This window comes from Bradyrhizobium icense, from assembly GCF_001693385.1.
Lineage (GTDB): Bacteria > Pseudomonadota > Alphaproteobacteria > Rhizobiales > Xanthobacteraceae > Bradyrhizobium > Bradyrhizobium icense.
In genome coordinates, this window is record NZ_CP016428.1 from 7450364 (window position 1) to 7474167 (window position 23804).

Annotated in this window: 21 protein-coding genes and 1 riboswitch; of the genes, 13 read left to right on the forward strand and 8 right to left on the reverse strand. The window is 64.3% G+C overall.

The window, feature by feature from the left end; genetic code table 11:
* On the reverse strand, nucleotides 1-876 hold the full coding sequence (locus LMTR13_RS34535) for a TIGR02594 family protein (RefSeq protein WP_065731636.1): 876 nt from the start codon (nucleotides 874-876) through the stop codon (nucleotides 1-3).
* A 253-nt stretch (nucleotides 877-1129) separates the two neighbouring features.
* Here LMTR13_RS34535 and LMTR13_RS34540 point away from each other — a divergent pair, with 253 nt between their 5' ends.
* Nucleotides 1130-2002, forward strand: a complete 873-nt coding sequence (locus LMTR13_RS34540) for an alpha/beta fold hydrolase (RefSeq protein WP_065731637.1) — start codon at nucleotides 1130-1132, stop codon at nucleotides 2000-2002.
* Between the two features lie 12 nt (nucleotides 2003-2014).
* Here the strand turns inward: LMTR13_RS34540 and metW are convergent, their stop codons facing one another.
* Both metW and metX read right to left on the reverse strand, forming a co-directional pair.
* On the reverse strand, nucleotides 2015-2683 hold the full coding sequence (gene metW / locus LMTR13_RS34545) for a methionine biosynthesis protein MetW (RefSeq protein ID WP_065731638.1): 669 nt from the start codon (nucleotides 2681-2683) through the stop codon (nucleotides 2015-2017).
* Between the two features lies 1 nt (nucleotide 2684).
* Nucleotides 2685-3887: a homoserine O-acetyltransferase MetX gene (metX, locus tag LMTR13_RS34550; RefSeq protein ID WP_065731639.1), complete on the reverse strand. Its 1203-nt coding sequence runs from the start codon at nucleotides 3885-3887 to the stop codon at nucleotides 2685-2687.
* An 84-nt stretch (nucleotides 3888-3971) separates the two neighbouring features.
* Nucleotides 3972-4051, reverse strand: a riboswitch (SAM riboswitch).
* 211 nt (nucleotides 4052-4262) lie between these two features.
* Here metX and LMTR13_RS34555 point away from each other — a divergent pair.
* The 3 genes from LMTR13_RS34555 to LMTR13_RS34565 are packed head-to-tail and all read left to right on the forward strand — an operon-like array spanning nucleotide 4263 to nucleotide 7186.
* Nucleotides 4263-5111: a chorismate mutase gene (locus tag LMTR13_RS34555; RefSeq protein ID WP_065731640.1), complete on the forward strand. Its 849-nt coding sequence runs from the start codon at nucleotides 4263-4265 to the stop codon at nucleotides 5109-5111.
* Nucleotides 5112-5138: 27 nt separating this feature from the next.
* Complete coding sequence (gene hisC, locus LMTR13_RS34560; protein ID WP_065731641.1) at nucleotides 5139-6236, forward strand: histidinol-phosphate transaminase; 1098 nt, start codon at nucleotides 5139-5141, stop codon at nucleotides 6234-6236.
* Between the two features lie 8 nt (nucleotides 6237-6244).
* Nucleotides 6245-7186, forward strand: coding sequence for a prephenate/arogenate dehydrogenase family protein (locus tag LMTR13_RS34565; RefSeq protein WP_065733217.1), 942 nt, complete (start codon nucleotides 6245-6247; stop codon nucleotides 7184-7186).
* Between the two features lie 103 nt (nucleotides 7187-7289).
* On the opposite strand, the gene LMTR13_RS34570 is transcribed toward LMTR13_RS34565, so the two are convergent.
* Nucleotides 7290-8477, reverse strand: a complete 1188-nt coding sequence (locus tag LMTR13_RS34570) for a DUF2125 domain-containing protein (RefSeq protein WP_065731642.1) — start codon at nucleotides 8475-8477, stop codon at nucleotides 7290-7292.
* 111 nt (nucleotides 8478-8588) lie between these two features.
* Here LMTR13_RS34570 and LMTR13_RS34575 point away from each other — a divergent pair, with 111 nt between their 5' ends.
* The 4 genes from LMTR13_RS34575 to LMTR13_RS34590 all read left to right on the forward strand — a co-directional run bounded on the left by LMTR13_RS34575 (nucleotide 8589) and on the right by LMTR13_RS34590 (nucleotide 13689).
* On the forward strand, nucleotides 8589-9194 hold the full coding sequence (locus LMTR13_RS34575; RefSeq protein WP_065731643.1) for a gamma-glutamylcyclotransferase: 606 nt from the start codon (nucleotides 8589-8591) through the stop codon (nucleotides 9192-9194).
* Nucleotides 9195-9347: 153 nt separating this feature from the next.
* Nucleotides 9348-9590 carry a hypothetical protein gene (locus tag LMTR13_RS34580; protein ID WP_065731644.1) on the forward strand — a complete coding sequence of 81 codons (243 nt, stop codon included), beginning with the start codon at nucleotides 9348-9350 and terminating at the stop codon, nucleotides 9588-9590.
* Nucleotides 9591-9682: 92 nt separating this feature from the next.
* Nucleotides 9683-11116 (forward strand): methyltransferase domain-containing protein, encoded by a 1434-nt coding sequence (locus LMTR13_RS34585; RefSeq protein WP_065731645.1) that lies wholly within the window; start codon nucleotides 9683-9685, stop codon nucleotides 11114-11116.
* Nucleotides 11113-13689, forward strand: a complete 2577-nt coding sequence (locus tag LMTR13_RS34590) for a sulfatase-like hydrolase/transferase (protein ID WP_065731646.1) — start codon at nucleotides 11113-11115, stop codon at nucleotides 13687-13689. Before LMTR13_RS34585 ends, LMTR13_RS34590 begins: the two co-directional genes overlap by 4 nt.
* A 37-nt stretch (nucleotides 13690-13726) precedes the next feature.
* On the opposite strand, the gene LMTR13_RS34595 is transcribed toward LMTR13_RS34590, so the two are convergent.
* The 3 genes from LMTR13_RS34595 to ftsE all read right to left on the reverse strand — a co-directional run bounded on the left by LMTR13_RS34595 (nucleotide 13727) and on the right by ftsE (nucleotide 16180).
* The gene (locus LMTR13_RS34595; RefSeq protein WP_065731647.1) at nucleotides 13727-14440 is read right to left on the reverse strand and encodes a YdcF family protein; all 714 of its coding nucleotides are present in this window, start codon (nucleotides 14438-14440) and stop codon (nucleotides 13727-13729) included.
* Nucleotides 14441-14556: 116 nt separating this feature from the next.
* Nucleotides 14557-15528: a cell division protein FtsX gene (locus LMTR13_RS34600; RefSeq protein ID WP_065731648.1), complete on the reverse strand. Its 972-nt coding sequence runs from the start codon at nucleotides 15526-15528 to the stop codon at nucleotides 14557-14559.
* Nucleotides 15521-16180 (reverse strand): cell division ATP-binding protein FtsE, encoded by a 660-nt coding sequence (gene ftsE / locus LMTR13_RS34605; RefSeq protein WP_065731649.1) that lies wholly within the window; start codon nucleotides 16178-16180, stop codon nucleotides 15521-15523. The genes LMTR13_RS34600 and ftsE overlap by 8 nt, the downstream gene beginning before the upstream one ends.
* A 252-nt stretch (nucleotides 16181-16432) precedes the next feature.
* Here ftsE and LMTR13_RS34610 point away from each other — a divergent pair, with 252 nt between their 5' ends.
* Both LMTR13_RS34610 and LMTR13_RS34615 read left to right on the forward strand, forming a co-directional pair.
* Nucleotides 16433-17332 carry an MJ0042-type zinc finger domain-containing protein gene (locus tag LMTR13_RS34610; RefSeq protein ID WP_065731650.1) on the forward strand — a complete coding sequence of 300 codons (900 nt, stop codon included), beginning with the start codon at nucleotides 16433-16435 and terminating at the stop codon, nucleotides 17330-17332.
* A gap of 37 nt (nucleotides 17333-17369) precedes the next feature.
* Entirely contained in the window at nucleotides 17370-17747 is a 378-nt protein-coding gene (locus tag LMTR13_RS34615; RefSeq protein ID WP_065731651.1) for a response regulator, read from the forward strand.
* A gap of 152 nt (nucleotides 17748-17899) precedes the next feature.
* Here the strand turns inward: LMTR13_RS34615 and LMTR13_RS34620 are convergent, their stop codons facing one another.
* Entirely contained in the window at nucleotides 17900-20533 is a 2634-nt protein-coding gene (locus tag LMTR13_RS34620; RefSeq protein ID WP_065731652.1) for a TIGR02302 family protein, read from the reverse strand.
* 169 nt (nucleotides 20534-20702) lie between these two features.
* Here LMTR13_RS34620 and LMTR13_RS34625 point away from each other — a divergent pair, with 169 nt between their 5' ends.
* The 3 genes from LMTR13_RS34625 to LMTR13_RS34635 all read left to right on the forward strand — a co-directional run bounded on the left by LMTR13_RS34625 (nucleotide 20703) and on the right by LMTR13_RS34635 (nucleotide 23804).
* Entirely contained in the window at nucleotides 20703-21083 is a 381-nt protein-coding gene (locus tag LMTR13_RS34625; RefSeq protein ID WP_065731653.1) for a carboxymuconolactone decarboxylase family protein, read from the forward strand.
* Between the two features lie 142 nt (nucleotides 21084-21225).
* Nucleotides 21226-22134, forward strand: coding sequence for an NAD(P)-dependent oxidoreductase (locus LMTR13_RS34630; RefSeq protein ID WP_065731654.1), 909 nt, complete (start codon nucleotides 21226-21228; stop codon nucleotides 22132-22134).
* A 227-nt stretch (nucleotides 22135-22361) separates the two neighbouring features.
* Nucleotides 22362-23804, forward strand: coding sequence for a L,D-transpeptidase family protein (locus tag LMTR13_RS34635; RefSeq protein ID WP_236843228.1), 1443 nt, complete (start codon nucleotides 22362-22364; stop codon nucleotides 23802-23804).

Sequence of the window (23804 nt, forward strand, 5' to 3'; positions counted from 1 at the left end):
TCAGTTCGTCGGCATGACGTAGGCGTAGATCCGGCCGCGCGAGACCGGCATCTCGCGGACGCGGTTGCCGCTGTTGCCGGAGATCATGATCGGATTGCCCTTGGCGTCGATGCCGGTGATGACGCCGACATGGCCGCCGCGGCGGCCGCGCGACATCACGGCGATGGCGCCGACCTGCGGGCCGGAAATGCGCTGACCGTATTTGGCGAACGAGCTCGCCATGTCCGAGCCGGTGCCGCGATACCCGGAATGCTGCAGCACCATATTCATGAAGCGGGCGCACCACAGGCTGCCGCGTCCCGTCGGATTGCCGCCGAGATATTTCCGTGCCTCGGCGACGACGTTCGATGAGGTGTAGCCTGAGGCCATCGCGCCGGCGGTCGGCGTTACCGTTGAACTGGATTCGACGCTCGTTCCCGGCGTGACGCTTGCGTTGGCATCGGCAAGGCCGCGCGCGTGCATCTGGGTGACCGCGCGCTCCCAGCGCGATGCGTGCGCGGCGTGCCGGAGCCGGGCACGACGGCCGGCGCGATCGGCGCGCGCTGCCTTGTTGGACGAGACGAAACCGCCGGGTGTCACCATCTCGGCGCTACTTCCCATGAAGCTCGTTCCCATGAAGCTCGGGTTGTTCTCGGCAAAGCCGCCCGCCTGCATGTGTGCACCCCTGCGCTCCCAGCGCGACATCCTGAGAGCATGGCGATGGTGGCGATATGTGTAATGCTTGACGTGATGGCCGGCGCGATGGGCGCGAGCGTGTTGCCCTGCGCCGTGATTTGGTTTTGCTGAAGCCGGAGAGACAAATACGAAGATGGAAGCCGAACATAGTGCCAACGCGACGAAACGAAGCGACCGGCGAAACGCAAACAACTGACTCATACTTGGTCCTCTAACACTCCCAAACTTTGCGTTCGTCTACGAACGAACGCGGCCGGCGTTTTGCGTTTGGCGATGTGACGAGAGGAAGATTTTGTGTGGCGGTGCGGGAACAATTCCAGGGTGATTCCGCGACGATTCGATGGCAAAAATGAACCTTTCCTGCCGCATTGCAGCCCCGAGAATTAATTGCAATTTTGTGGGTTAGCTGCGCAAAGAAGTTACGTAAAAACAAGAAAATCGAGAGGAATCCGAAATGCCCTATGCCGTCGCCAAGGATAGCGTCCGTCTTCATTATGAAGAGGCCGGAAACGGGACGCCGATCATCTTCCTGCACGAGTTCGCGGCCGACCACACCAATTGGGAGCCGCAGATGCGCTACTTCTCGCGCGGCCATCGCTGCATCGCCTATTCGGCGCGCGGCTATCCACCCTCCGACGTGCCTGATACGGCCGACGTCTACACTTACGAGCATTTCTACACCGACGCGCTCGCCGTGCTCGATCACCTCGGCATCGCGAAAGCGCATTTCGTCGGCCTGTCGATGGGCTCCTATTCCTCGCTGCAGGTCGGCCTCAATTCGCCGGAGCGTGCGCTGTCGATGACGCTCGCCGCCGTGGGCGCCGGCTCGTCACTCGAACATCTCGACGCCTTCCGCGCGCAATGCGTCGCCAATGCCGCGCAGTATGAAACGATCGGTTCAGTTGAAGTCGCAAAGGTGACGCGCGAGGCGCCGAGCCGGATTCCGTTTCTGCTGAAGGACCCGCGTGGCCACGCCGATTTCTACGCGGCACTGGCGCGGCATGACGCCAGGGGCTCGGCCAACACCATGCGCAGCTTTCAAGGCAAGCGGCCCTCGATCTACACCATGACGGATGCGATCCGACGCGTGCCGACGCCGGCATTGATCCTGTGCGGCGACGAGGACGACAATTGCATCGGGCCGAGCCTGTTCCTGAAGCAGCATCTGCCGGCCGCGGGGCTTTCGTTCTTTCCGAAGTCAGGCCACGTGCTCAATCTCGAAGAGCCTTCGCTGTTCAACGAGATGGTCGAGCGGTTCATCGCGCTGGTGGAAGCCGGCCGATGGCCGGTGCGGGACCCGAGGTCGATGGTGGCCGCGATGGTCTGACCGCAGCGATCCCTATTTCCCCTTCCCGCCCCGGCTCAGCAAAAACACGCCCTGCTCGCCGAACATGTTCCAGACCCACCAGGGCAGGTTCAGCGGCACCGGGCGGCCGTAGAGATCCAGCGCCACCGCGCGCTCCATCTTGACGTTGATCTCGTCGCAGAGCTGGACGAAGTCCTTGATGGTGCAGAAATGGATGTTCGGCGTGTCGTACCATGTCGCCGGCAGGTTCTCCGTGCGCGGCATGTGGCCGCCGACGAGCAGTTGCAGCCGCATCTTCCAGAAGCCGAAATTCGGGAACGACACGATCGCGCGCCGGCCGATGCGCAGCAGGTTTTCCAGCACCGGCTTCGGCTGTCGCGTCGCCTGCAGCGTCTGCGAAAGGATCACGTAATCGAAGGCATCGTCTGGATAGTTGACGAGGTCGGTATCGGCGTCGCCCTGCACCACGGCCAGCCCCTTGGCGACGCAACGGTTGACGCCCTCGCGCGACAGCTCGATGCCGCGGCCGTCGATGCCGCGGCTCTCCAGGAGCTGCAGCAGTTCGCCGTCGCCGCAGCCGACGTCGAGCACTTTTGAGCCGGCCGGAATCATTTCGGCGACGAGGAGATGATCGGTGCGATACTTGCCGGTGCGATCGGGCGCTATGCCGCCGAGCGGCAACGCTTGTTCCTGAAGGGCCATATCAACCGCCTGTACTATCAAGGCCGCGCGCCTTGCCCGCGGATTCCAGGAAGGCGCGAGAAATGTCGAAGAACTCGGGCACGTCGAGCAGGAAGGCATCGTGGCCGCGGTCAGTCTCGATCTCGGCGAACGACACCCGCGCACTGGAGGCGTTCAGCGCATGCACCAGCGCGCGCGATTCCGAGGTCGGAAACAGCCAATCGGAGGTGAACGACACCACGCAGAAGCGGGTCTTGATGCCGCGAAATGCTTCCGCCAGCACGCCGTCATGGTCGGCGGCGATATCGAAATAGTCCATCGCGCGCGTCAGATAGAGATAGCTGTTGGCGTCGAAGCGCTCGACGAACGACGAGCCCTGATAGCGCAGATAGCTTTCGACCTGGAAATCCGCATCGAACGAAAACGTCGGCAGCTCGCGATCCTGCATCCGCCGACCGAACTTGCGATGCAGCGCGGCGTCGGAGAGATAGGTGATGTGTCCCGCCATCCGCGCCACCGCCAATCCGCGATGCGGATGCGTGCCGCGTTCGAAATAACGCCCGTGGTGCCAGTCCGGATCGGCCATCACGGCCTGCCGGCCGAGTTCGTGAAACGCAATGTTCTGCGCCGAATGACGCGTCGAGCAGGCGACCGGCAGCGCGGAAAACACCCGTTCCGGATAGGCTGCCGTCCATTGCAGCACCTGCATGCCGCCCATCGAGCCGCCGATCACGCACAACAACGTTTCGATGCCCAGCCGGTCGAGCAACATGGCCTGCGCGCGGACCATGTCGGGGATGGTGATGATCGGAAAATCCAGCCCCCACGCCTTGCCGGTCGCTGGATTAGTCGAGGCCGGACCGGTCGATCCCATGCAGCCGCCGATCACGTTCGAGCAGATGATGAAATATCTATCGGTGTCGAGCGGGCGGCCGGGGCCGACCATGATTTCCCACCAGCCGGCCTTGCCGGTCAGAGGGTGCACGTTGGCAACATGCTGATCGAGCGTCAGCGCGTGGCAGATCAGGATCGCGTTGGAGCGGTCGGCGTTCAGCTCGCCATAGGTCTGGTAGGCGATCTGGAATGGCGCGAGATCGATGCCGCAATCGAGCTTCAAGGGCTGATCGATGCCGAATTTGGCCACCGGCGAGGTCGGATGATCGGCCTCGTGGGCGCGGTCCTCGCTGTGAATCGACGGACTGGATACCGACTGCAATTGTGTCATCCCGACCTTCCTCCTCGCGGAGGTCCTTACAGACAGAAATCAGGCCGTAAAAAAACCCGGCCTGAACGAAAGGTTCGGCCGGGATCAAATCTGTCCCCGGCCTGTTTAGCGAGTTGTTTAACGTGGCTGCAAGCCGGCCGGCTCAAATGACCACGGAATGGAACAAAACTAGTCCGAAGCACGCCCCCCGTCAAGGCAGCCGCATGGTTAACCGGGGTCATAGATGTCCTCATGATGACGAGGCGCTTGCGCCGTCTCGAACCATGAGGGAGAACGGGCCTCCATCCTTCGAGACGCGGCGCAGGCGCCGCTCCTCCAGCAATAACGGCGAAGCCGTTATGCGGGGATGAGGATCACGATTTGCCGAGTTGAAACATGTCCAAGGCTCCCCCGGCTCCGCCCTCGCTGCAGGAATTGCGCAAGGAGATCGACGCGATCGACGAGCAGGTCCATCGCCTCTTGATGGCGCGCGGCGACATCATCGACCGGCTGATCCAGGTGAAACAGACCCAGGAAGTGGGCTCGGCGTTCCGGCCCGCGCGCGAGGCCAGCATGATGCGCAGCCTGGTCGAGCGCCACCGCGGCATCCTGCCGCTCGACACCATCGAGAGCATCTGGCGCGTCATCATCTCGACCTTCACTTACGTCCAGGCGCCGTTCTCGGTGCATGCGGATGTCTCGGTCGGCGAGCCCGCGATGCGGGATTCGGCGCGGTTTCACTTCGGCTTTGTGGTGCCCTATGTCGGGCATTTCAGCGCACAGGCCGCGGTGGAAGCGGTCGCGAAGTCGAAGGGCGATCTGGCGCTGGTCTCGGCGGTCTCGAGCCGCACGCCGTGGTGGAGTGCGCTGGAAGCCGAAGGGGCGCCAAAAATCATTGCCCGGCTGCCGTTCCTCGAACGCGCCGATCATCCGGCGGCGCTGCCGGTGTTCGTGATCTCGCGCGTCGCCGATGATGCCATGGTGACGGAGGTGCAGATGTGGAGCGTGCGCGTCTCGGGGTGGAACGCCGATATCGCCCGCGCGCTGGCGCCGCTCGCCGAAATCGTCGCGGTGCCCGATACCGCTTTCGACGGCGCGGCGCTTTTGGTGTCGGATGCCGGCACCGGGTTCGAAAAGATCAAGGCCGCCCTGATCCAGGCCGGCGCCTCGGTGCGCTCTTCGGCTCTCGTCGGCAGCCACGCAACGCGCTATACGGTGCCCCCGAACGGGTCGGCGAAGCCTTAAACGCCGCCCGAAATTCCGGAGTTGAAGATGAACCGCCCCGTGCCGAATCCCGGCATTCTCGATATTGCGCCCTACACGCCCGGCAAGACGCCGGTGCCGGAGCCGGGCCGCAAGGTGTTCAAGCTGTCGGCCAACGAGACCCCGTTCGGGCCGTCGCCGAAGGCGATCGAAGCCTACAAGGACGTGGCTGATCATCTGGAGGACTATCCGGAAGGAACCTCGCGGGTGCTGCGCGAAGCGATCGGCCGCGCCTACGGGCTCGATCCCAGCCGCATCATCTGTGGCGCCGGCTCGGACGAAATTCTCAACCTTTTGGCGCACACCTATCTCAGCCATGGGGATGAAGCGATCTCCACCACGCACGGCTTCCTGGTCTACCCGATCGCGACCATGGCGAACGGCGCCAAGAACGTCATTGCGCCCGAGACCAATTTCACCGCCGACGTCGACGCCATCCTCGCGCGCGTGACGCCGCGCACGAAACTGGTGTGGCTCGCCAACCCGAATAACCCGACTGGCACCTACGTGCCGTTCGATGAGGTCAAGCGGCTGCGCGCTGGCCTGCCATCGAATGTGCTGCTGGTGCTCGACGCTGCGTACTCCGACTACGTGTCGCGCAACGATTACGAACTCGGCCTGGAGCTGGTGGCCACCACCGAAAATACCGTGATGACGCATACCTTCTCCAAGATTCACGGGCTGGCCAGCTTACGGATCGGCTGGATGTTCGGCCCGGCGCACATCATCGATGCCGTCAACCGCATCCGAGGTCCCTTCAACGTCTCGACGCCGGCGATGCTGGCAGCGGTCGCCGCGATCGAGGACACCGCGCATGTCCAGAAGTCGAAGGCGTTCACCGAGGAGTGGCGCAACTGGCTGACGGAAGAGATCGGCAGACTCGGACTGAAGGTGACGCCGAGCGTCGCCAATTTCGTGCTGATCCACTTCCCGACCGAGAAGGGCAAAACCTCAGCCGACGCAGACGCGTTCCTCACCAAACGCGGCCTGGTGCTGCGGGCGTTGAACAATTACGGCCTGCCGCACGCGCTACGCATGACCATCGGTACCGAGGAAGCCAACCGCCTCGTCGTCGACGCCTTGCGCGACTTCATGGCGGCCAAGTGAGCAGCCAAGTGAGCGCGGTACCGATCTTCCGACGCGTCGCGCTGATCGGCTTCGGCCTGATCGGCGGCTCGATCGCGCGCGCGGTGCGGGCCCAGGGGCTTGCGAGCGAAATCGTCACCACCGCGCGTTCGGAAAAGACGCGCGCGCGGGTTACCGAACTCGGCATCGTCGATCGCGTGCTGGAGACCAACGCCGAGGCCGTCAACGACGCCGACCTCGTCATTCTCTGCATCCCGGTCGGCGCCTGCGGCCCAGTCGCGCAGGAGATAGCGCCTTTCCTGAAAGCCGGCGCGATCGTTTCCGACGTCGGCTCGGTCAAGGGCGCCATCGTCCGCGAAATGGCGCCGCATTTGCCGGGCCATGTTCATTTCGTTCCGGCACATCCGGTCGCGGGCACCGAGCACTCGGGTCCCGATTCCGGCTTCGCCGAACTGTTCATCAACCGCTGGTGCATTCTCACGCCGCCCGAGGGCACCGATCCTATGCCGGTCGAAACTCTGCGCGCGTTCTGGGCCGGCATGGGCGCCAAGGTCGAGATCATGACGCCGGATCATCACGACCTGGTGCTGGCGATCACCAGTCATCTGCCGCATCTGATCGCCTACACCATCGTCGGCACCGCGGACGAATTGGCGCAGGTGACGTCGTCGGAAGTGATCAAATTCTCCGCCGGCGGCTTTCGCGACTTCACCCGCATCGCAGCCTCGGACCCGACGATGTGGCGCGACGTGTTCTTGAACAACAAGGAGGCCGTGCTGGAAATGCTCGGCACCTTCAACGAGGATTTGTCAAAACTCACCCGGGCCATCCGCCGCAACGACGGCGAGGCGCTGTTCGAGCATTTCACCCGCACCCGCGCCATCCGCCGCGGCATCGTCGAGATCGGCCAGGATTCGGCCGCGCCGGATTTCGGCCGCCCGCATCCGCCGCTGGAAAAGAAGGCGGAGTGAGGGAGCGTCGTCGTTCCTGCGAACGCAGCGCTGGAGCCCCAGCTCCGCTCAACAATTGAGATCGGTGATTATGGGTCCCTGCGTTCGCCGGGACGACGGAGAGTCAAAACAGCGGCGGCACCTGGCCCACTTTCAGCGGGCCCAGAAACACCGCGCCGTCGACAAAGCGCAGCGGGAAGGCGCGCGCTTTTCGCCCCTCCAGCTCCGCCTCCTTGCCGAGCGAATTGATGCCTGCCGCGACGCCGGCATTGGCGTTCTGCTTGACGACCCTGCCCAGCCCCGGGATCGCCTTGTCGAGCGCGCCGAACAGATTGTTGAGGTCCTGGCTCTTGACGCCGGGTGCGACGCGGTCGAGCGTTGCCTGCGGCACGCCCTCCTCCAGCATCTTTTCAAGACCGAGTGCCGGGATCACGCGCTCCAGTCCCGTCACCGTCATCTGCAATTCGCCGTCGATCCGTCCCTGGGTGTTGAGGCTCAACGTCCCCGCGGCCACCGAGATCAGATCGCCCTGTTGAATCCGCGACCGCACGATCTCGACATGGCCGCCCGCCGCCTGCAATTCCCTGAACCGCTCGGGCCACGGCTTCGGCGTAAAATCCTTCAAGCCGGTGAGTTTTGTCTGGATGTCGGCGTCGAAGGGCGCGGCGAGTATCGGGTGCACCTCCTGCACGCTGCCGCCTGTTATCTGCAGCACCGCTTCGATCACGGGCTTATCCCTGGTCGAGCCATCGGCGAGGCGGCCGTGCAGCTCGATATGGCCGGCGCGTGCGAGCGGCGTCGCCACCTGTGCGTTGACACGGTCGATCGAGGGATTGTCGAACACGATGGACGCGCGCTGCGGGATGTCAGGCAGCCCCGACACGCTGCTGCGGCCGGTGGTCCAGTTCACCTTCATCGACGGCGGCTGGCCGCGATCGGCGAGCGTGGCCGGCGCCTTGAATTCGGCGATCAGAAGTTTCGGCTGGTAGATCTGCGCGATCACCATGATCTCGCCGAGCCGCGCGGTGAACGGCACCTGCGCGCCTGCGGTCTGCGACACCAGCGATACGCTGGCGTCATCGCAGCGGACTTCGAAGCGGAACGGGAAGCCGGCCACCGAACGCTTGCCGCACGCATAGACCCGGCCGGCTTTCGCCTCCTGTGCGGCCCACGCATCAGCGCGCACGCCGACTTCGGAAGCGGCATAGAACCAGAAGGCGCTCCATGCCGCGGCAACAACAAGGAGCAGTGCAGGCGCGATGAAGAGGCGCCACAGCGGGCGCCGGCGCGGCGCAGGGGTCATGTCAGGCATGCGGCGTCCTTTGGCTAGCGATTTTGGCGAATGTAAGTATCCGCTCGCCGCAACAAAAGGCATTGAATCCACTTCGCTTTGTCGCGCCGTTCTGGTAGCGGTGCACCCGGCATGTCCGCAATTGAGTTCAACAATACGGAATTCTCGCAAGGCGACCTCTGGGTGTTCGGCTACGGCTCCCTGATGTGGCGCCCGGGCTTCGAATTCGTCGATCGGGTTCCGGCGCGGCTGATCGGCGAGCACCGCGCGCTCTGCGTCTACTCCTTCGTCCATCGCGGCACGCCGGAAAAGCCCGGCCTCGTGCTCGGGCTCGACCGCGGCGGCGCCTGCCGCGGCATTGCGTTCCGGGTCGCGGAGAAGAACCGCGCCGCCACCATCGCCTATTTGCGCGAGCGCGAGCAGGTCACCTCGGTCTACCGCGAGGTGATGCGGTCGGTGTGGCTGGAGAACGATGCGCGTCAACGCGTCAGCGCACTCGTCTACGTGGTCGATCGCGGCCACGTGCAGTATGCCGGCCGGCTGTCGGTGGCGGAACAGTTACGTCACGTGCTGCAAGGGCACGGCCAGTCCGGCGTCAACCGCGACTATGTTATCGCCACCGTCAAGGCGATCGAGGCGGAAGGCTTTCGCGATTCGCAACTGCACCGGCTGGCGGCAATGCTACACACCCAGCATCCGCTCCATCCGCCTGTTCAGGATGCGCAAGACGCGACCTAGCCTGGCTCGCACGGAACCTGTGGTTACCACCCCACATGCCGCCTTCTGAAATTGCTAACGGGTTCGCTTGTTGATAGAATCTCGCGCTTCTATCGCAACCAGCGATATTAGCTATTCCCTCGTCGACCCCCCTTTGCCAAAGGCCTTGCCGGAATGACCGAACGCCTGAACAACATCAGTGGGACTGCCCTGCTGGGCAGCACGTTCTATTTGATCTCGATCGATCCGAGCTTCGCCTATCTGGATCCGGGTTCCGGCAGCATGCTTCTGACCGCCATCCTCGGCGTCATGGCTGCGGCGACCTACACGTTGAAGGGGTACTTCTACAGGGCAACCGCCCTGTTTCGCAAAGATCGCCCCGAAGCCGACGCTCCCGCCGGGCAGACCAAAGATTGAGTGCTTCATCCACTGCGTGAGATCAGGCTTCCCGAGTTAGACGCGAAGAGCGTGCTCTCGAATCGGCGCGCAACGAATAGAATTCGAAGGACATGACCCCCGAGCCTGGCTCATTTCGCGACGCGAGCAATCGAATTTTCTATCACCAGGGCGAGGTGTTCCGGAGCTTGAGCGCGGAAGCAACCGCCAACTGGCATCAGCTCCGGCAAACGGCCTTCTTCCAGGAGCTCGTGAAAAGCGGCGCGGTGGTCGGCACCGAAACGGAAGACCGCCCAGAGATCACGGCGCCGGTCTCCAGCCATTGGACCGGTGTTTTGCGGCACGAACGGCTGCCGTTCATCTCATATCCCTATGAGTGGACGTTCGGGATGTTGAAGGATGCGGCGCTACTGCATCTCGAGGTTCTCGAGCGGGCGCTGGAGAACGGTTGGACGCTGAAGGACGGCTCCGCCTACAACGTGCAATGGCGCGGCCAGCGGCCGGTCTTCATCGACGTCTCATCGTTCGAACCCTATCGCGCCGGCGATTCCTGGATTGGATATCGGCAGTTCTGCATGATGTTCATCGTTCCGCTGCTGCTCAAGGCGCATCGCGACATCCAGCTTGCTCCGCTTTGCCGAAGCAATCTGGAGGGCGTCGATCCCGAAGAAGGAATGAAATTCATTTCGATGCGCGACATCTTGCGGCGCGGGGTCTTCACGCATCTCTATCTGCACGCACGGCTGCAGGGGCGCGCCAAACAAGCCGAGACCCGCATGCAGGCCCCGGCTAGCTCGCCGGGAAAGTGGCCGATACGGCAAACCCGCGAGATGACGCTTGGCATGGTCCAATCGATAAGGCGGATGGTCGGAAAGCTCGAACGCAAAGGCGGCGCCACCGTCTGGTCGGACTACGAGAAAACCCATTCCTACGACAACGTTTCGCTCGCCGAAAAGAAGCACTTCGTCGAACGGCACGTCCGCGGCAAGCGATGGCGGATGGTCTATGATCTCGGCAGCAACACCGGAACATTCGCACGGCTGTGCAGCGATCACGCCGATCAAGTCGTCGCCGTCGATCAGGACGAGCTTGCCGTCGACACGCTCTATCGCCGCCTGAAGGCGGAGAAGCCAGGTAACGTCACGCCGCTGGTGATGCCGTTGAGCAACGCATCGCCGGACCAGGGCTGGCGCGGCCGGGAAAGGAAATCGTTCGACAGCCGTGGCAAGCCGGATCTGATCCTGTGCCTCGCGCTGATCCATCACATGGTGATATCGGCGAACATTCCGATGCGGGATTTTCTGCAGTGGCTTTGCGGCTTTGCGGCTGCAGTCGTTGTAGAATTCGTGGGCCCGGACGACGAGATGACCCTGCAACTATTGAAGAACAAACGAAACGCGTATCCCGACTACACACAAGGCCAGTTTGAATCCATCGCCGCTTCGATGTTCGAAATCATCGATTCCGCGCCGCTCAAAGAAGGCCGCCGCCGCATCTATTTCCTTCAACCGAAGCTTCCGTCGGTTCAATCCCAGACTGCGACATGAGTGCACCTGTCATCGAAAGCACCGCACCGAAGCCGAACTCGTTCCTGCTGCATCTCGCGCTATCGGCGGTTGCCGTCGCGCAGCCGCTCTATTCCGTCACCGGAAAGACCCTGAACTTTTTCGTCGCATGGCGAATGAGCGGGGTCGAATATACGCTTTGCATACTGTTCGTCTATTTCGTCCCGCCGATCATCACATGGCTGCTCGTCTCGCTCGGATACCGCTTGCACAGCTATCTGGGGCGAGCTCTATCGTTCCTGGTTTTCTGGCTCTACATTTCTCTGACCTGCCTGGTGCCGTCGCAACAGCTTGCGCGGACCATGCACGTTTCTCCGAGTTACGAGGCGATGCTCGGGATTGTCGCCCTGCTGCTCGCGGGAGCGGCGTTCCTCGCGAGCGTTCTGCTGGCAAAGCCGAAGGCACAGGGCTTCGTCCGCTTCTTTGCGGCAGTCACCATTGTTTTTCCCGCGATCATGATGCTACGTGCCCACGATGCGGGCGTGATCGAATTCTCCGAGGCGCCCCCGGCAGAGAAGATGACGGCCGCAGACCGGCCCAACGTCATCCTGATCATTTACGACGAACTGCCGCTCACCACGATTCTCGATGCAAACGGACTGATCGACGGGGAAAAGTTTCCAAACTTTCACGCGTTCGCGCAGGGGGCAACCTGGCTGCCAAACGCACGCGCGATGTCGGGCTTTACCGAGACAGCCGTGCCACCCATTCTTGCGGGACAGGTGCGGCAGACCGGGGTTCCGGCGACCTACAAGAGCTATCCGGAGAATATCTTCCAGAGGCTCGGCCCAAGCTACGACGTTCTCGATCTGCAATTCGCGACCGATTTGAATCCGGCGAGACCACCGGGCGAATCGGCGGGTGCGATGATTGAGGATGAACGCCGTTGGAAGATCGTCTCGGACGCCGCGATCATCTATGCGAACGTCGTAACGCCGCCACCGCTGGCTATCGGGCTTCCGGCCATCAACACCCAACATAATCGGTTCGGCGAGGACGTCCACAGGTCGTGGCGCGGCACCCGACACCAGGAGAAGTTCATCGCGGCGCTGGGACAGGCCAGGCAACCGTTTCTGGCCGTCTACCACAACGTCTACCCGCACAATGGCTGGAACCATTATCCGGCGGGACGCCCCTATCCCGACTCCCGATGGGGCGATTACATTTCGCTAGACCGCCGAACTACCATGCTGGGCGACGACAATGCCCGGATCATGCACGACTACCAAGCCCATCTACTTCAATCGATGCATGCGGACAAGTTGCTCGGCGAACTGTTCGCGCAGCTGAAAAGCAACGGCCAGTACGATCACTCCATCATCGCCGTGGTGGCCGATCACGGCGTTTCGCTATGGCCGGGTGGGAGCCCGCGCGATCCCAGCGACTTCCGGCTGCCCGACGTTCTCAACATTCCGCTGATCATCAAGCTTCCCGGACAGACCGGCGGGAAGATATCGTTCGATACCGTACGAACGATCGACATCTATCCTTCCATCCTCGATCATCTCGACGTTGCCATTCCGCAGCGCTTGCAAGGCAAATCGTTCATGCAATCCGTTCGGAACGCGGCACCGGCTGAAGGGGTCAAGTCGACGCCGCACCGTGACGATGTGACGTTGAGACGCCGGCTAGATTGGTTTGGAACGGGAACGTCGATGGCCGACCTGTACGGGTTCGGCAGGTTTAGCCGATATGTCGGGCGCCATGTCGGCGAGTTCCAGTTCACCCACTTGTCCGACGCCGCCGTGCGTCTGTTCGGCACCCGCTTCAACCGCACCGGCCCGCAGCTTTCATCGCGCATCGATGCGCAGATCAATGGCGGGGCGCAGGACGGTCAAACCCGCAACATCCTGGTCGCGCTGGGGGACCGAATCTGCGGTGCCACCCAGACGACGGATCTCGAGGTGAGCGGGCTGGCGAACTCGTTTACACTCGTCGTCGCCGACGAGTGCGTTGACCTGCTGAACAAGGGAATCAGGGTCTTCGTCGTCGGCTCCGACGGGCAACTCGCAGAAATACCCGTCGAAGGCGAGCAATCCACGACGGTTGCGACAATCGATCGGACGCTCGCAAGTCTGGCCGAGTTGATCGGGAGCCTGCAGCGCGCAGGAGAAAACGGTCAAGGGCCGGTGGAACTCGGCGCGCTACGCGAAGGCGGCGTAGCCGTGCCCGATCTCCTTGTGCGGGACGGCTGGCTGGTAACGCCCTGGGGCGACGTCGTGCTCACGCGCGACGGGCAGACATGGGTGGTGGATTTGTACTCCGCCCCGAAGGACGTCTGTAAGGCGGTTTATCTCGGCGCCAACAATATTCCCGGCGTGGTCCGCATTGCGACATCGGCCTTCGCGCGGGACGAGACCAACATTCCGGTAACGGCCGAGCAGGCCGATCTCGCTTGTTCGAATACGGAATCGGACATCGTCCGGATCATCGCGGTCGAAGCACGTACGCCCGTCGACCGCTCCATCACGACCGATGCATCGATGGCCCGCCTCGCGCTGGATAAACTCGCAGCCGTCTGGAGAAGACTAAAGACAACGCTCGGCGAGAATTAACCTCACGGGCATTGGCAGGCTGAGCACGAGGGGCCCATCAGTTGACGTGCGCCGTCGCCGGCCGGCGCGGCGCAGGCGGGGGCTGATCGGAAGGTTCGGGCACGAGATCGATGCCCGCACTGGCCAGCCGCACCCGCACCTCCGCGGCGACATATTTCGCGTATTCCGACAGCAACAGGCGCAGCGTGGCGCCGCTGGTCCACCACGGCTCGTCGCGCCATTTGTCGCCGATCACCGCGAACGGAATCAGCGTGACATCCGGCATCGCATGGGACAATTCCAGGATGGCGCGCGGCATGTGGTAGTTCGATGTCACCACGATCAGCGACTTGAAGCCACGCTCGCGAGCCCAGCGCCGCGTCTCCGCGGCGTTGCTGCGGGTGTTGACGGCGGAGCGGTCGAGATCGACGCAGCAGCCGAGCAGCGACTGGTTGTCGGGCAGCGAACGCGAAATATCGCGCGCGGCGTTGGTCGGATGCACGCCGGAAATCAACAGCCGCTTGCCGTAGCCGCCGGCCAGCAATTCCATCGCATCCGACACCCGCGACGAGCCGCCGGTGAAGACCACGATGCCGTCGGCGTTGCGCGCCGGCTTGATTTCGGCGCCGCGCAATTGCGAGAGAAAGGCGATGAAGCCTACCGCCGCGCCGACGAACAGGATCGCCATGGAGCCGACGATGGCCGCGCGCAGCCATCCGCGCGGCCGCGCGGCCCGCGCTCTCGGCGTGCTATCGTCGTGCTGCAAATCCATATCGTGCGGCAACCCTCGTCCCACGGATAATTCTAGAACGTTTTCAGGCGAAGTGGAGTCCCGATCCCCTCGTCAAGTCCGTGACTTGCTTCACTGCAAACGCCATTAGCCTCACGTCAATCGATATCATCGAGCGTCGCAAACAGCGTCCGCCGCGACGCCCAGGCGGTAATGGCGGCGATCGCCACGGCCTGTACCGCCAGCGCCAGATAGCCCGACGGCGGCAGCGAAAACGTCCCGAGCAGCGCCGCGAACTGATCGCCGACGGGGGTGCCCGAGAACCAAGCGGCGATCGATTCGGAAAAGCCAAAACCCAGCATCGCGGCGCCGCCGCCGATCACCCCGCCCTCCAGCCCGAGCCTGAGAAAGTGCCGCAGGAAATGGTTGGCGATATAGCGGTCGCCGGCGCCGACGAAGTGCAGCACTTCGACGATCGGGCGGTTCGCCGCCATCGCGCCGCGGGTCGCGAACGACACCGAAATGATCGTCGCCACGATCACCAATGCGAGAATTCCGATGCCGGCGAATACGGTGGCGCCGGTCATCGAACGCATGCGCTCGATCCAGGCGCGGTGATCGTCGACGCTTGCCGACGGCGCCACTTGCGTCACCCTGGAGCGCAGCGCAGCGAGGTCGAGCGTGGTGCCGGGCTGCACGCGCGCGACGACGACGCGCGGCACGGGCAACTGCTCGATCGACAGCCCGCTGCCGAGCCACGGCTCCAGCAAGCTGGCCGATTCATCCTTGCTGAACGGCTTGACCTGGACGATGCCGGGCTGCGCCCGCATCGCCTCCGCCGCCGCGGTCACGTCGCGCTCGAGATCGCGCCCTGCCTGGGGACGCACCTGCATGGTGATTTCGCTGGCGACTTCCGACTGCCATTCCGCGGCCGATGCGCTGACGAGCAGCACGGTTCCGGTGGTGATGGATGCTAGGAACGTCATGATGGCGACGACGGCGACCAGCGCGCGGCCGGAGATCGACGCCCGCGGCACGATCGGCGACATGTTGCGCGCCCGCGCCGGCACCTGCGGACGCTCGGTCCCGAGGTCCACCAGTGGCCCATGCTCGTCACCGGCCCTACTCATAGATGTGCAACCGTCCCTGGTGCAGCACCATCCGCCGCGCCTCGTACTGGTCCATCAGCGTGATGTCGTGGGTCGCGATGATCACCGCGGTGCCCAGCCTGTTCAATTCGATAAACAGCCGCAGCAGGCGCCGGCCGAGCGTCGGATCGACGCTGCCGGTCGGCTCGTCCGCCAGCAGCAATTGCGGCCGCGAGATCACCGCGCGCGCGATCGCCGCGCGCTGCTTCTCGCCGCCCGACAGGATCGGCGGCAGGGCGTCCATGCGCTCGCCGAGGCCGACCCACTTCAAGAGGTCGATCACCTCCCGGCGATAGCTGGATTCGTCACGGCCCATCACGCGGAACGGCAGCGCCACGTTCTCGTAGGTCGTCATGTGGTCGAGCAGGCGAAAATCCTGCAGCACGATGCCGATGCGCGTGCGCAGATCCGCGATCTGATCCTTGCCGAGCAGTGAGACGTCCTGGCCGAACAGGTTGACGAGGCCGCGGGTCGGCTTGAGCGACAGAAACAATAGCCGCAGCAGCGAGGTTTTGCCCGCGCCTGAGGGACCGGTGAGGAACTGGAAGGAATGGGCCGGAATCATGAAGGAGAGGTCGCGCAAAATCTCCGGGCCGAGCCCGTACCGCAAACCGACATTTTCGAACCGAACCAAGCTCAGCTCCGCTCGACATGGACCGCGACCGAGCTCCGCTCGGCATGGACCGTGGCCGAGCTCCGCTCGGCGTGGACCGCGGCCGGAAACCCCGGACTTGAACCTGAACCCGGACCCGAACCTGAACTTCGGGCTCGTGGCCCGCTGGTTTGGGCGCCAACCGGACAAAACGGTTTTGCGGCCGTTATGGTTTCCGATTCGTTAACGGTCGGTATGTAGCATCCGGGCGAAGACACTGGTGAGCTGGGCTCCATGCATATCGTTTGTCCCCATTGTACAACATCTTACGCCATCAATCCGGCCACCCTGGGCACCGCCGGGCGCACCGTCCGCTGCTCCCGCTGCAAGGAAACCTGGCTGGCGCGGCCCGAGGACGCGATCGAACTGGCGGCCGCCGTGCCGGCAGCCATGCCGGCCCCGGCGCCATCGAGCCAGCCGGCCGCCAACGACGCCGCGGCCGAATGGGAAGCGATGGCGCGCGAGGAGGAGGAGGCACAGGACACCCCGGTGGTCGACAGCCCCTCGATTTCGCCCCGTTGGCCGGCCGAGGGCGAAGGATCGCGCCAAGGTGGCAACAGCGGCGGCGATAGCGACTGGCCAGCGGTTGCCCGGCGGGATGCGGAAGGCCATGAGGATATCCCGATCACCACGCATCGCGAGCGGCTGGCCCGTCTTTTCCGGTTGCCTTCCCTGCCCCGTATTCCGTTCATGCCGTCCGTCGGCCTACCGACCGCCTGCGCCGCAATGGGCGCGCTGATACTGGCGCTGATGATCTGGCGCACCGACATCGTGCGGCTTCTGCCGCAAACCGCGACGTTCTACAAGATGGTCGGGCTGGAAGTGAACCTGCGCGGGCTGGCGTTCAAGGACATCAAGATCACCAACGAGACCGTGGACGGCAAGCCGGTTCTGGTCATCGAGGGCGTGATCGTCGGCGAGACCCAAAAGCCGGTCGAATTGCCGCGGCTGCGCTTCTCCGTCCGCGACGCGCAGGGCGCCGAGATCTACGCCTGGAACGCGGTGCTGGAGCAGCCGGTGCTCAAGCCCGGCGAGCGCGCCTATTTCAAGTCGCGGCTGGCTTCGCCGCCGCCCGAAGGCCGTAATATTGACGTACGCTTTTTCAACAAGCGGGATCTGGCCGGCCACGCCTGAACCCGGCCGCGCTTCCGCAAGGCGAGATCAAGACTTCATGCCACGCGTGCTGATTGCCGATGACGAAGACTCCATGCGCTCGCTGGTGGCGCGCGCCATCGCCATGGATGGCCACGAGACCGTCACCGCCGAGGACGGCGCCGACGCGCTCGATATCCTGACGCGCGAGCAAGGCCTGTTCGACCTGCTCTTGACCGACATCCAGATGCCGGTCATGGACGGCATCGCGCTGGCGCTGACGGCGGCGCGCGATTTTCCCAACCTGAAGATCCTGCTGATGACGGGCTTCGCCGACCAGCGCGAACGCGCCTCCGGCCTCAATGCGATCGTGCACGACGTGGTGACGAAACCGTTTTCGGTGCACGACATCCGCACCGCGGTGGCGGATGCGCTGGCGGCAAGGGAGGCGGGGTAAGCCCCATCAACGGTTGTCGTCCCTCGCGAAGGCGGGGGACCCAGTACGCCGCGGCTTCTCGATTCAAATACTGATGTCTCTGGGATACTGGGTCACCCGCCTTCGCGGGTGACGACAGTTTGGGGTGATGACGGCCGGTTGAGCCACGCCCCTCAATAATCCTTCAGCAGCCGCTCGATGTAATCGAGCTCGATCTGCGGGCGGGACGGATCGCCGAGACGGCGGCGCAGTTCTTCCAGGATCCGGCGGACCCGCTGCACGTCGATCTCGCCGGGGATCTTCACCGTATAGTCGTCGGTGAATTCGTTATGGCGCATCGGCCGTCCCAGCGGATCGGTCGAGTTGGCCGCGCCCTGCTGGCGGCCTCTGGGGTTGCCGGGGCCGTCGCCCGGCTGGTCGCCGTCACCCTGCTGCATGGCTTCCGCAAGGCTCTGAGCCCCCTTGCGCAGCGCCTCCAGCGCGCGGCCCTGCGAGTCCACCGCGCCATCGGCATTGCCCTCGCCGAGCCGGCCGGTGGCATCGCCCATCGCCGAATCGGCCTGATCGAGCCCGTCCTCGCCGTCGCCTTGCTCGCCGCCCTGCCCCTGCTGGCCTTGACCCTGTTGGCCTTGCTGCCCCTGCTGGTCGCCGCGCTGCCCCTGCTGGCCGCGCTGGCCCGGGCCCATGCCGCGCTTGGCGAGCTCTTCCTGCAACTTCTTGAGGCGGTCGCGCAGGCCCTGCTGGTCCTGCTGCAGGTCGCCCATGCTCTGGTCGCCCTGCTTGCCGCGCATGCGGTCGCGCCGCGAATCCTGGCCCTGCTTGTAGGTCTTGTCGCGCAATTGCTGCTGCTTGCGGATCATGTCGCCGAGCTCGTTCAGCGCCTGCTCCATCTCGTTGTCGCCGCCCTGGCCGGGCTGCGCCATCTGCAGGTTTTCCAGCATCTGCTGTAGCTGTTCGAGCAACTGCTTGGCGGCCTCCTTGTCGCCGGAACGCGACATCCGCTCCAGCCGGTCGAGCATGCTCTTGAGATCCTGCTGGCTCAGCATCTTCGTGTTGGGATCGAGCGGGCGCGCCTGTTGCTGCGGGTTGTTGCGGAACTGCTCGGCGAGCTGGCGCAGGAAATTATCCAGCGCAGCGCGCAGATTATCCGTCAGCTTCTTGATCTCTTCGTCGGTGGCGCCACGCTCCAGCGCCTGCTTGAGCGCCTCCTGCGCCGCCCGCAGCGCCTTCTCGACGTCGGTGATGTTGCCGTCCTCGATGGTGACGGCAAGCGCCCACAGGCTGGCGACGACGTCGCGCATCGCGGCATCGGTGCGCGCCGCCTCGAGTTGGTGCTTGACGCTGAAGAGCCCGAGATAATGCCCGGCCTCCGGCGTGAACAGTTCCGGCGCGATCATCAGCGCATCGAGGGCGGTATAAACTTGCGAATTCTGATTGGCGTCGAGTGCCAGAATGCGGCGCTGCTCGATCAGGGCGCGGGCGAGGGGCTTGGTGAACAGCCGCTCGGGTAGCCGCATGTTGAAGGGCTCGCTCTTGCCCTCGTTGCCGGCCTCGTCCTTGGCCGTGAGTGTCAGCGTCACATCGGCGCCGGCATAGGGATCCTCGCTGAGATCCTTCACGGTCTGACCGACGCCGCTGCGGGTGCGTGCATTCGGCAGCACCAGCGCGAACTGCGGCGGCTCGAACAGCGGCCGTGGCTCGGCCGTCTTGCCGTCCTTGTTCGCTTCCTTGCCGGCTTCCTTGCTACCATCCTGGGCCGCATCGGCCGGACGGGCGGCGAATTGCGCGCGCGCTTCGCTGACGCCGTAATCATCCTCGAGCTTGTAGGACATCTGCAGCGAGCCGCGGGCCTGGCGCTCCGGATCTTTCGCCAGCGAGATGCTCGGGGCACGGTCGGGCGTCGCCGCAAAGCGCCACAGCGGCTGGCCGGATGGGGCACGGACATGCGCGGTGCCGTCACCGGCGATCTTGAAATGCCGTTCGTTGGTGCCCTTGGGGGCCTGCTCGCTCGGCGCCACCTCGGTCACGCCACCGCCGACGGCGACGTCGATATTGCCGCCGCTGGAGCGCACCAGCAGCGTGCTGCCTGCGGGCACCGGCAATGGCGCTCCGCTATCGGAAGCAGCCGCATCCCTGTTGGCGGCGGACAGAATGACCGGCGGCTTGCCGGTATAGAGCGGCGGGGTCACCCAGGCATCGACCCGGACGTTGGCCGGCGCCAGCACGCCGTTCCAGTCGAACGCCGCGGCAATTCGCAGCGCGCGCTCGTCGCCGGCGGCGACATAGGCGGCCGCCAGCATCACCATCACCAGCGCGCGCAGCGCCCAGGGATCGTGGATCGCCAGCCGTGGCGACGGCAGCCCGGCGCGGATCCGTTTGATCGAGGCCAGCGTGCGCTCGCGCTGCTCCCGCCAGAGCGCCTGGGCGATCGGATCCTTGGTGGAGAGTGTGTCGGTCAGCGCGGTCGCCGGGCGATGGCGAATGCCGGTGCCGCGGTCGAGCCGGCTCAACGCCTCTTCGCGGCTCGGCCAGCGAAACCGCGCGAGCGGGAACAACGCGGCCAGCGCCGCGAGGGCGAACAGGCCAATGCCGATCGCGCGTCCAAGGAACGGCAGCGCCAGCCACAATCCGGCCCAGGACGCCACCAGGAACAGCCCCACGACGCTCAGAAACCGGACAAGCCCCGGCCAGGTACGTTCCCACGCAATCGCGTATTGGGCCCGTCGCAGGGCCTGCGTCAGTTGAAGCCGCGCGACCGCATCCGGCTCGCGCGCGGGCTTAGTGGGGTCGGGGGGAACGCCGCTCAACAATCTCTCCGGGTCGTCGACAAGTCAGCCTAGCACAACGGCGGCAATGAGGCACCCGTTCCCGGGGTAACCCACACCCGGAAATACGCATAACATAACACGAAGGCGTGACTGCGGGCGTCCCACCTCGTAACGTCCGCGCCGAACCGTAAAACTACGAGGAAACGACATGGACCAGAAGACGCACGACAAGGGGCTGGAAATTCGCAAGGTGGTGCTCGGCGAGGCCTACGTCGACAACGCGCTGAAGAACGCCGATAGTTTCAACAGGCCGTTCCAGGAACTCGTCACCGAATATTGCTGGGGCGCGGTGTGGGGCCGCGAGGAACTGCCGCGCAAGACGCGCAGCATGCTCAACCTCGCCATGATCTCGATCCTCAACCGGCCGCACGAACTGAAGGCGCACATCAAGGGCGCGCTGACCAACGGCGTCAGCCGCGACGAGATCCGCGAGATATTCATGCAGGTTTCGATCTATGCGGGAATTCCGGCAGGCGTCGACAGCTTTCGCATCGCGCGCGAAGTGTTCGCGGAACTGGATCAGGCGTGACGCTCTCGCCCCTCATGGTGAGGAGGCGCGCCAGCGCCGTCTCGAACCATGTGGCCCCGCCAGTGCCATTCATCCTTCGAGACGCCGCTTACGCGGCTCCTCAGGATGAGGACTGCCTTCAGACAATTCAGGAAACACCACCATGGAAATCGGATTCATCGGCCTCGGGAAGATGGGCTTCCCGATGGCGCGTCGCCTGATCGAGGCTAAGCATCAACTCACCGTGTTCGACACGCGGCAGGAAGCCATAGGCAAGCTCGTCGCGCTTGGCGCGCAAGCCGCATCCTCGCCCAAAGACATCGCCGACCGCTGCGAGACGGTGCTGGCGAGCCTGCCGTCGCTGCAGGCCTCGCTCGACGTTGCGACCGGCGCGGGTGGCGTGATCGAGGGCAAGCGCGTCAAACGCTTCGTCGATCTCTCCACCGTCGGCTCGCAGATGGCGGCGAAAATTCACGGCCTGCTGGCCAAGAAGGACATCGTGCAGATCGACAGCCCCGTGAGCGGCGGCGTCGGCGGCGCGGAAAAGGGCACGCTCGCCGTGATGGTCTCCGGCCCGCGCACCGATTACGAGCTGACAAAACCCGCGCTCGACGTGATCGGAAAAGTGTTTTTCATCGGCGAAAAGCCCGGCTCGGCGCAGACCATGAAGCTCGCCAACAACTTCCTGTCGGCGACCGCGATGGTCGCGACGTCGGAGGCGGTCGTGATGGGCGTCAAGGCAGGACTCGATCCGGCCGTAATGATCGACGTCATCAACGCCGGCTCCGGCCTCAACACGGCGAGCCGCGACAAGTTTCCGCGCTCGGTGCTGCCGCGCAGCTTCGATTTCGGCTTTGCCACCGGGTTGATGGTGAAGGACGTGCGGCTTGCGCTGGAAGAGATGAAATCGCTGGGACTGTCGATGGAAGTTGCCGAAGCGGTTGGGCGCTTGTGGGAAGTCATCATCCGCGACGAGGGCGCGGAGTCGGATTTCACCGCGGCTATCAAGCCGATCGAAAAGGCGGCTGGCGTGGTGGTCGGCGGTGCGAGGGGTGGCGTCGCGGCGAAGTAGCGCTCACGGGGATGGTGAGCGGGTGCGCGGCGCGGCCCCGACGCTGGTCCATGAGCTTTTGCGCAGTTCCAATTGGCAAGTGCACCGAGTGGCGTTACGTTCTCACGGTACTCGAGTAGAAGCCGGCGTTAACCCGATCGATCGGTGGGACGCGCATGACGCCCCGTTGCGTAAGTTCGAAGTGCAGGCAAAGGCGGCTGCGGTCTGCCTATCTTGGTGTTACCGTTTTGGCCGCGTTGATCGCCGCGGGAGACAATGCGGGCGCCAGAAACGGCCGGAGCGAACGCCCGATCGAGTCCATTCAGTCGCGCAGCGCCGGTGAGCCGCTCATGGCCATCGTTTCGCTCCGTAACCAACGGATCACTGTCTACGACGCCAAGGGGTGGATCCTGCGGGCACCGGTATCGAGCGGCACGAAGGGGCGCGAGACGCCTGCGGGCATCTTCAGCGTCATCCAGAAAGTCGAGGAGCATTACTCGAACCTGTATGACGATGCCTACATGCCCCACATGCAGCGCATCACCTGGTCGGGCATCGCACTCCATGGCGGCGTCCTGCCGGGGCGACCGGCATCTCATGGCTGTATCCGCCTGCCATTCGACTTCGCCGAACGCCTGTTCGACGCGACGGCAATGGGCATGCGGGTGATCGTGGCGCCCACCGATGTGGCGCCCGTTGAGCTCGCCCACCCACTTCTGTTCCAACCCAGGCCGGGCGCCGCCGCCTTGGCCGCCGCCCGCGTTGCAGAAGCGCAAGAGGCGGCGAGGAAAGCCGCCGAGGCACGCGCAGCCGCCGCGACGGCCTTGCGGGAGGCCACGCAGGCCCGGACGCCAGTTCGCGCGGCGGAGAATCTGAAGCGCATAGCCGAGGCGCAATTGGCAGCCGCCGAGACTAAACTTGGCTCCGGCATCTCGGCGGAAGCAAAGGAGCAGGCTGAGGACGCCAAGGCGCAGGCTGTCGCCAAAGTCGCGGAGCTGCAGCTGCAATGGGACGTGGCCAACGTGGATCTGCAACTGAGGCTCGATGCCGTCACGTCTGCGCGTGAAGCCGCCGCCGCGGCGGAGACTGCGCGCGTCGCGGCAGCCGAGGCGGCCCGTCAGGTCGCAAGCGAACTCCAGCCCGTATCGGTGCTGATCAGCCGCAAGACCCAGCGGCTTTATGTCCGTCAGGCATTCAAACCCATACTTGAAAGTCCGGTCACGATCGCAGACCCTGACCGTCCAATCGGCACGCATGTCTTCACCGCCATCGAGCGCACGAGCGACGATGCCGAGGTGCGATGGAACGTCGTCTCATTGCTGGGCAGCGGACGTGCGCCGAGTGGCACGGTTGAGGTCGGCAACCGGGCCCACGGGAGCAGTAGTCGCGGCGTTGAGCCGGCGCCGACGAATCCGGACAGCGCAAAGGCCGCGCTCGACCGCATCACCATTCCACAGGACGTATTGGATCGCATCGGCAACATTACGCCGCGATCTTCCCTGATCGTCACGGACGAGGCGATGAGTTCGGAAACCGGCAAGGGAACGGAATTCGTGGTGCTGTTAAGCGGCGAGCCGCAAGGCGGCATCAAGAAGCGGCGGCGCAGTCCGGGGAGCGAATTCCGTTACGCTTACCCGCGCAGCCTTCCTTTCTGGCGCTCGCCTTTCGGAAGTCCCTTTTCTAACTGGTGA

Excerpts from the sequence above, each read along its gene's own strand:
- LMTR13_RS34535 (WP_065731636.1), bottom strand. The coding sequence starts at position 876 with ATGAGTCAGTTGTTTGCGTTTCGCCGGTCGCTTCGTTTCGTCGCGTTG.
- LMTR13_RS34540 (WP_065731637.1), top strand. The coding sequence starts at position 1,130 with ATGCCCTATGCCGTCGCCAAGGATAGCGTCCGTCTTCATTATGAAGAG.
- metW (WP_065731638.1), bottom strand. The coding sequence starts at position 2,683 with ATGGCCCTTCAGGAACAAGCGTTGCCGCTCGGCGGCATAGCGCCCGAT.
- metX (WP_065731639.1), bottom strand. The coding sequence starts at position 3,887 with ATGACACAATTGCAGTCGGTATCCAGTCCGTCGATTCACAGCGAGGAC.
- LMTR13_RS34555 (WP_065731640.1), top strand. The coding sequence starts at position 4,263 with ATGTCCAAGGCTCCCCCGGCTCCGCCCTCGCTGCAGGAATTGCGCAAG.
- hisC (WP_065731641.1), top strand. The coding sequence starts at position 5,139 with ATGAACCGCCCCGTGCCGAATCCCGGCATTCTCGATATTGCGCCCTAC.
- LMTR13_RS34570 (WP_065731642.1), bottom strand. The coding sequence starts at position 8,477 with ATGCCTGACATGACCCCTGCGCCGCGCCGGCGCCCGCTGTGGCGCCTC.
- LMTR13_RS34575 (WP_065731643.1), top strand. The coding sequence starts at position 8,589 with ATGTCCGCAATTGAGTTCAACAATACGGAATTCTCGCAAGGCGACCTC.
- LMTR13_RS34580 (WP_065731644.1), top strand. The coding sequence starts at position 9,348 with ATGACCGAACGCCTGAACAACATCAGTGGGACTGCCCTGCTGGGCAGC.
- LMTR13_RS34585 (WP_065731645.1), top strand. The coding sequence starts at position 9,683 with ATGACCCCCGAGCCTGGCTCATTTCGCGACGCGAGCAATCGAATTTTC.
- LMTR13_RS34590 (WP_065731646.1), top strand. The coding sequence starts at position 11,113 with ATGAGTGCACCTGTCATCGAAAGCACCGCACCGAAGCCGAACTCGTTC.
- LMTR13_RS34595 (WP_065731647.1), bottom strand. The coding sequence starts at position 14,440 with ATGGATTTGCAGCACGACGATAGCACGCCGAGAGCGCGGGCCGCGCGG.
- LMTR13_RS34600 (WP_065731648.1), bottom strand. The coding sequence starts at position 15,528 with ATGAGTAGGGCCGGTGACGAGCATGGGCCACTGGTGGACCTCGGGACC.
- LMTR13_RS34610 (WP_065731650.1), top strand. The coding sequence starts at position 16,433 with ATGCATATCGTTTGTCCCCATTGTACAACATCTTACGCCATCAATCCG.
- LMTR13_RS34615 (WP_065731651.1), top strand. The coding sequence starts at position 17,370 with ATGCCACGCGTGCTGATTGCCGATGACGAAGACTCCATGCGCTCGCTG.
- LMTR13_RS34625 (WP_065731653.1), top strand. The coding sequence starts at position 20,703 with ATGGACCAGAAGACGCACGACAAGGGGCTGGAAATTCGCAAGGTGGTG.
- LMTR13_RS34630 (WP_065731654.1), top strand. The coding sequence starts at position 21,226 with ATGGAAATCGGATTCATCGGCCTCGGGAAGATGGGCTTCCCGATGGCG.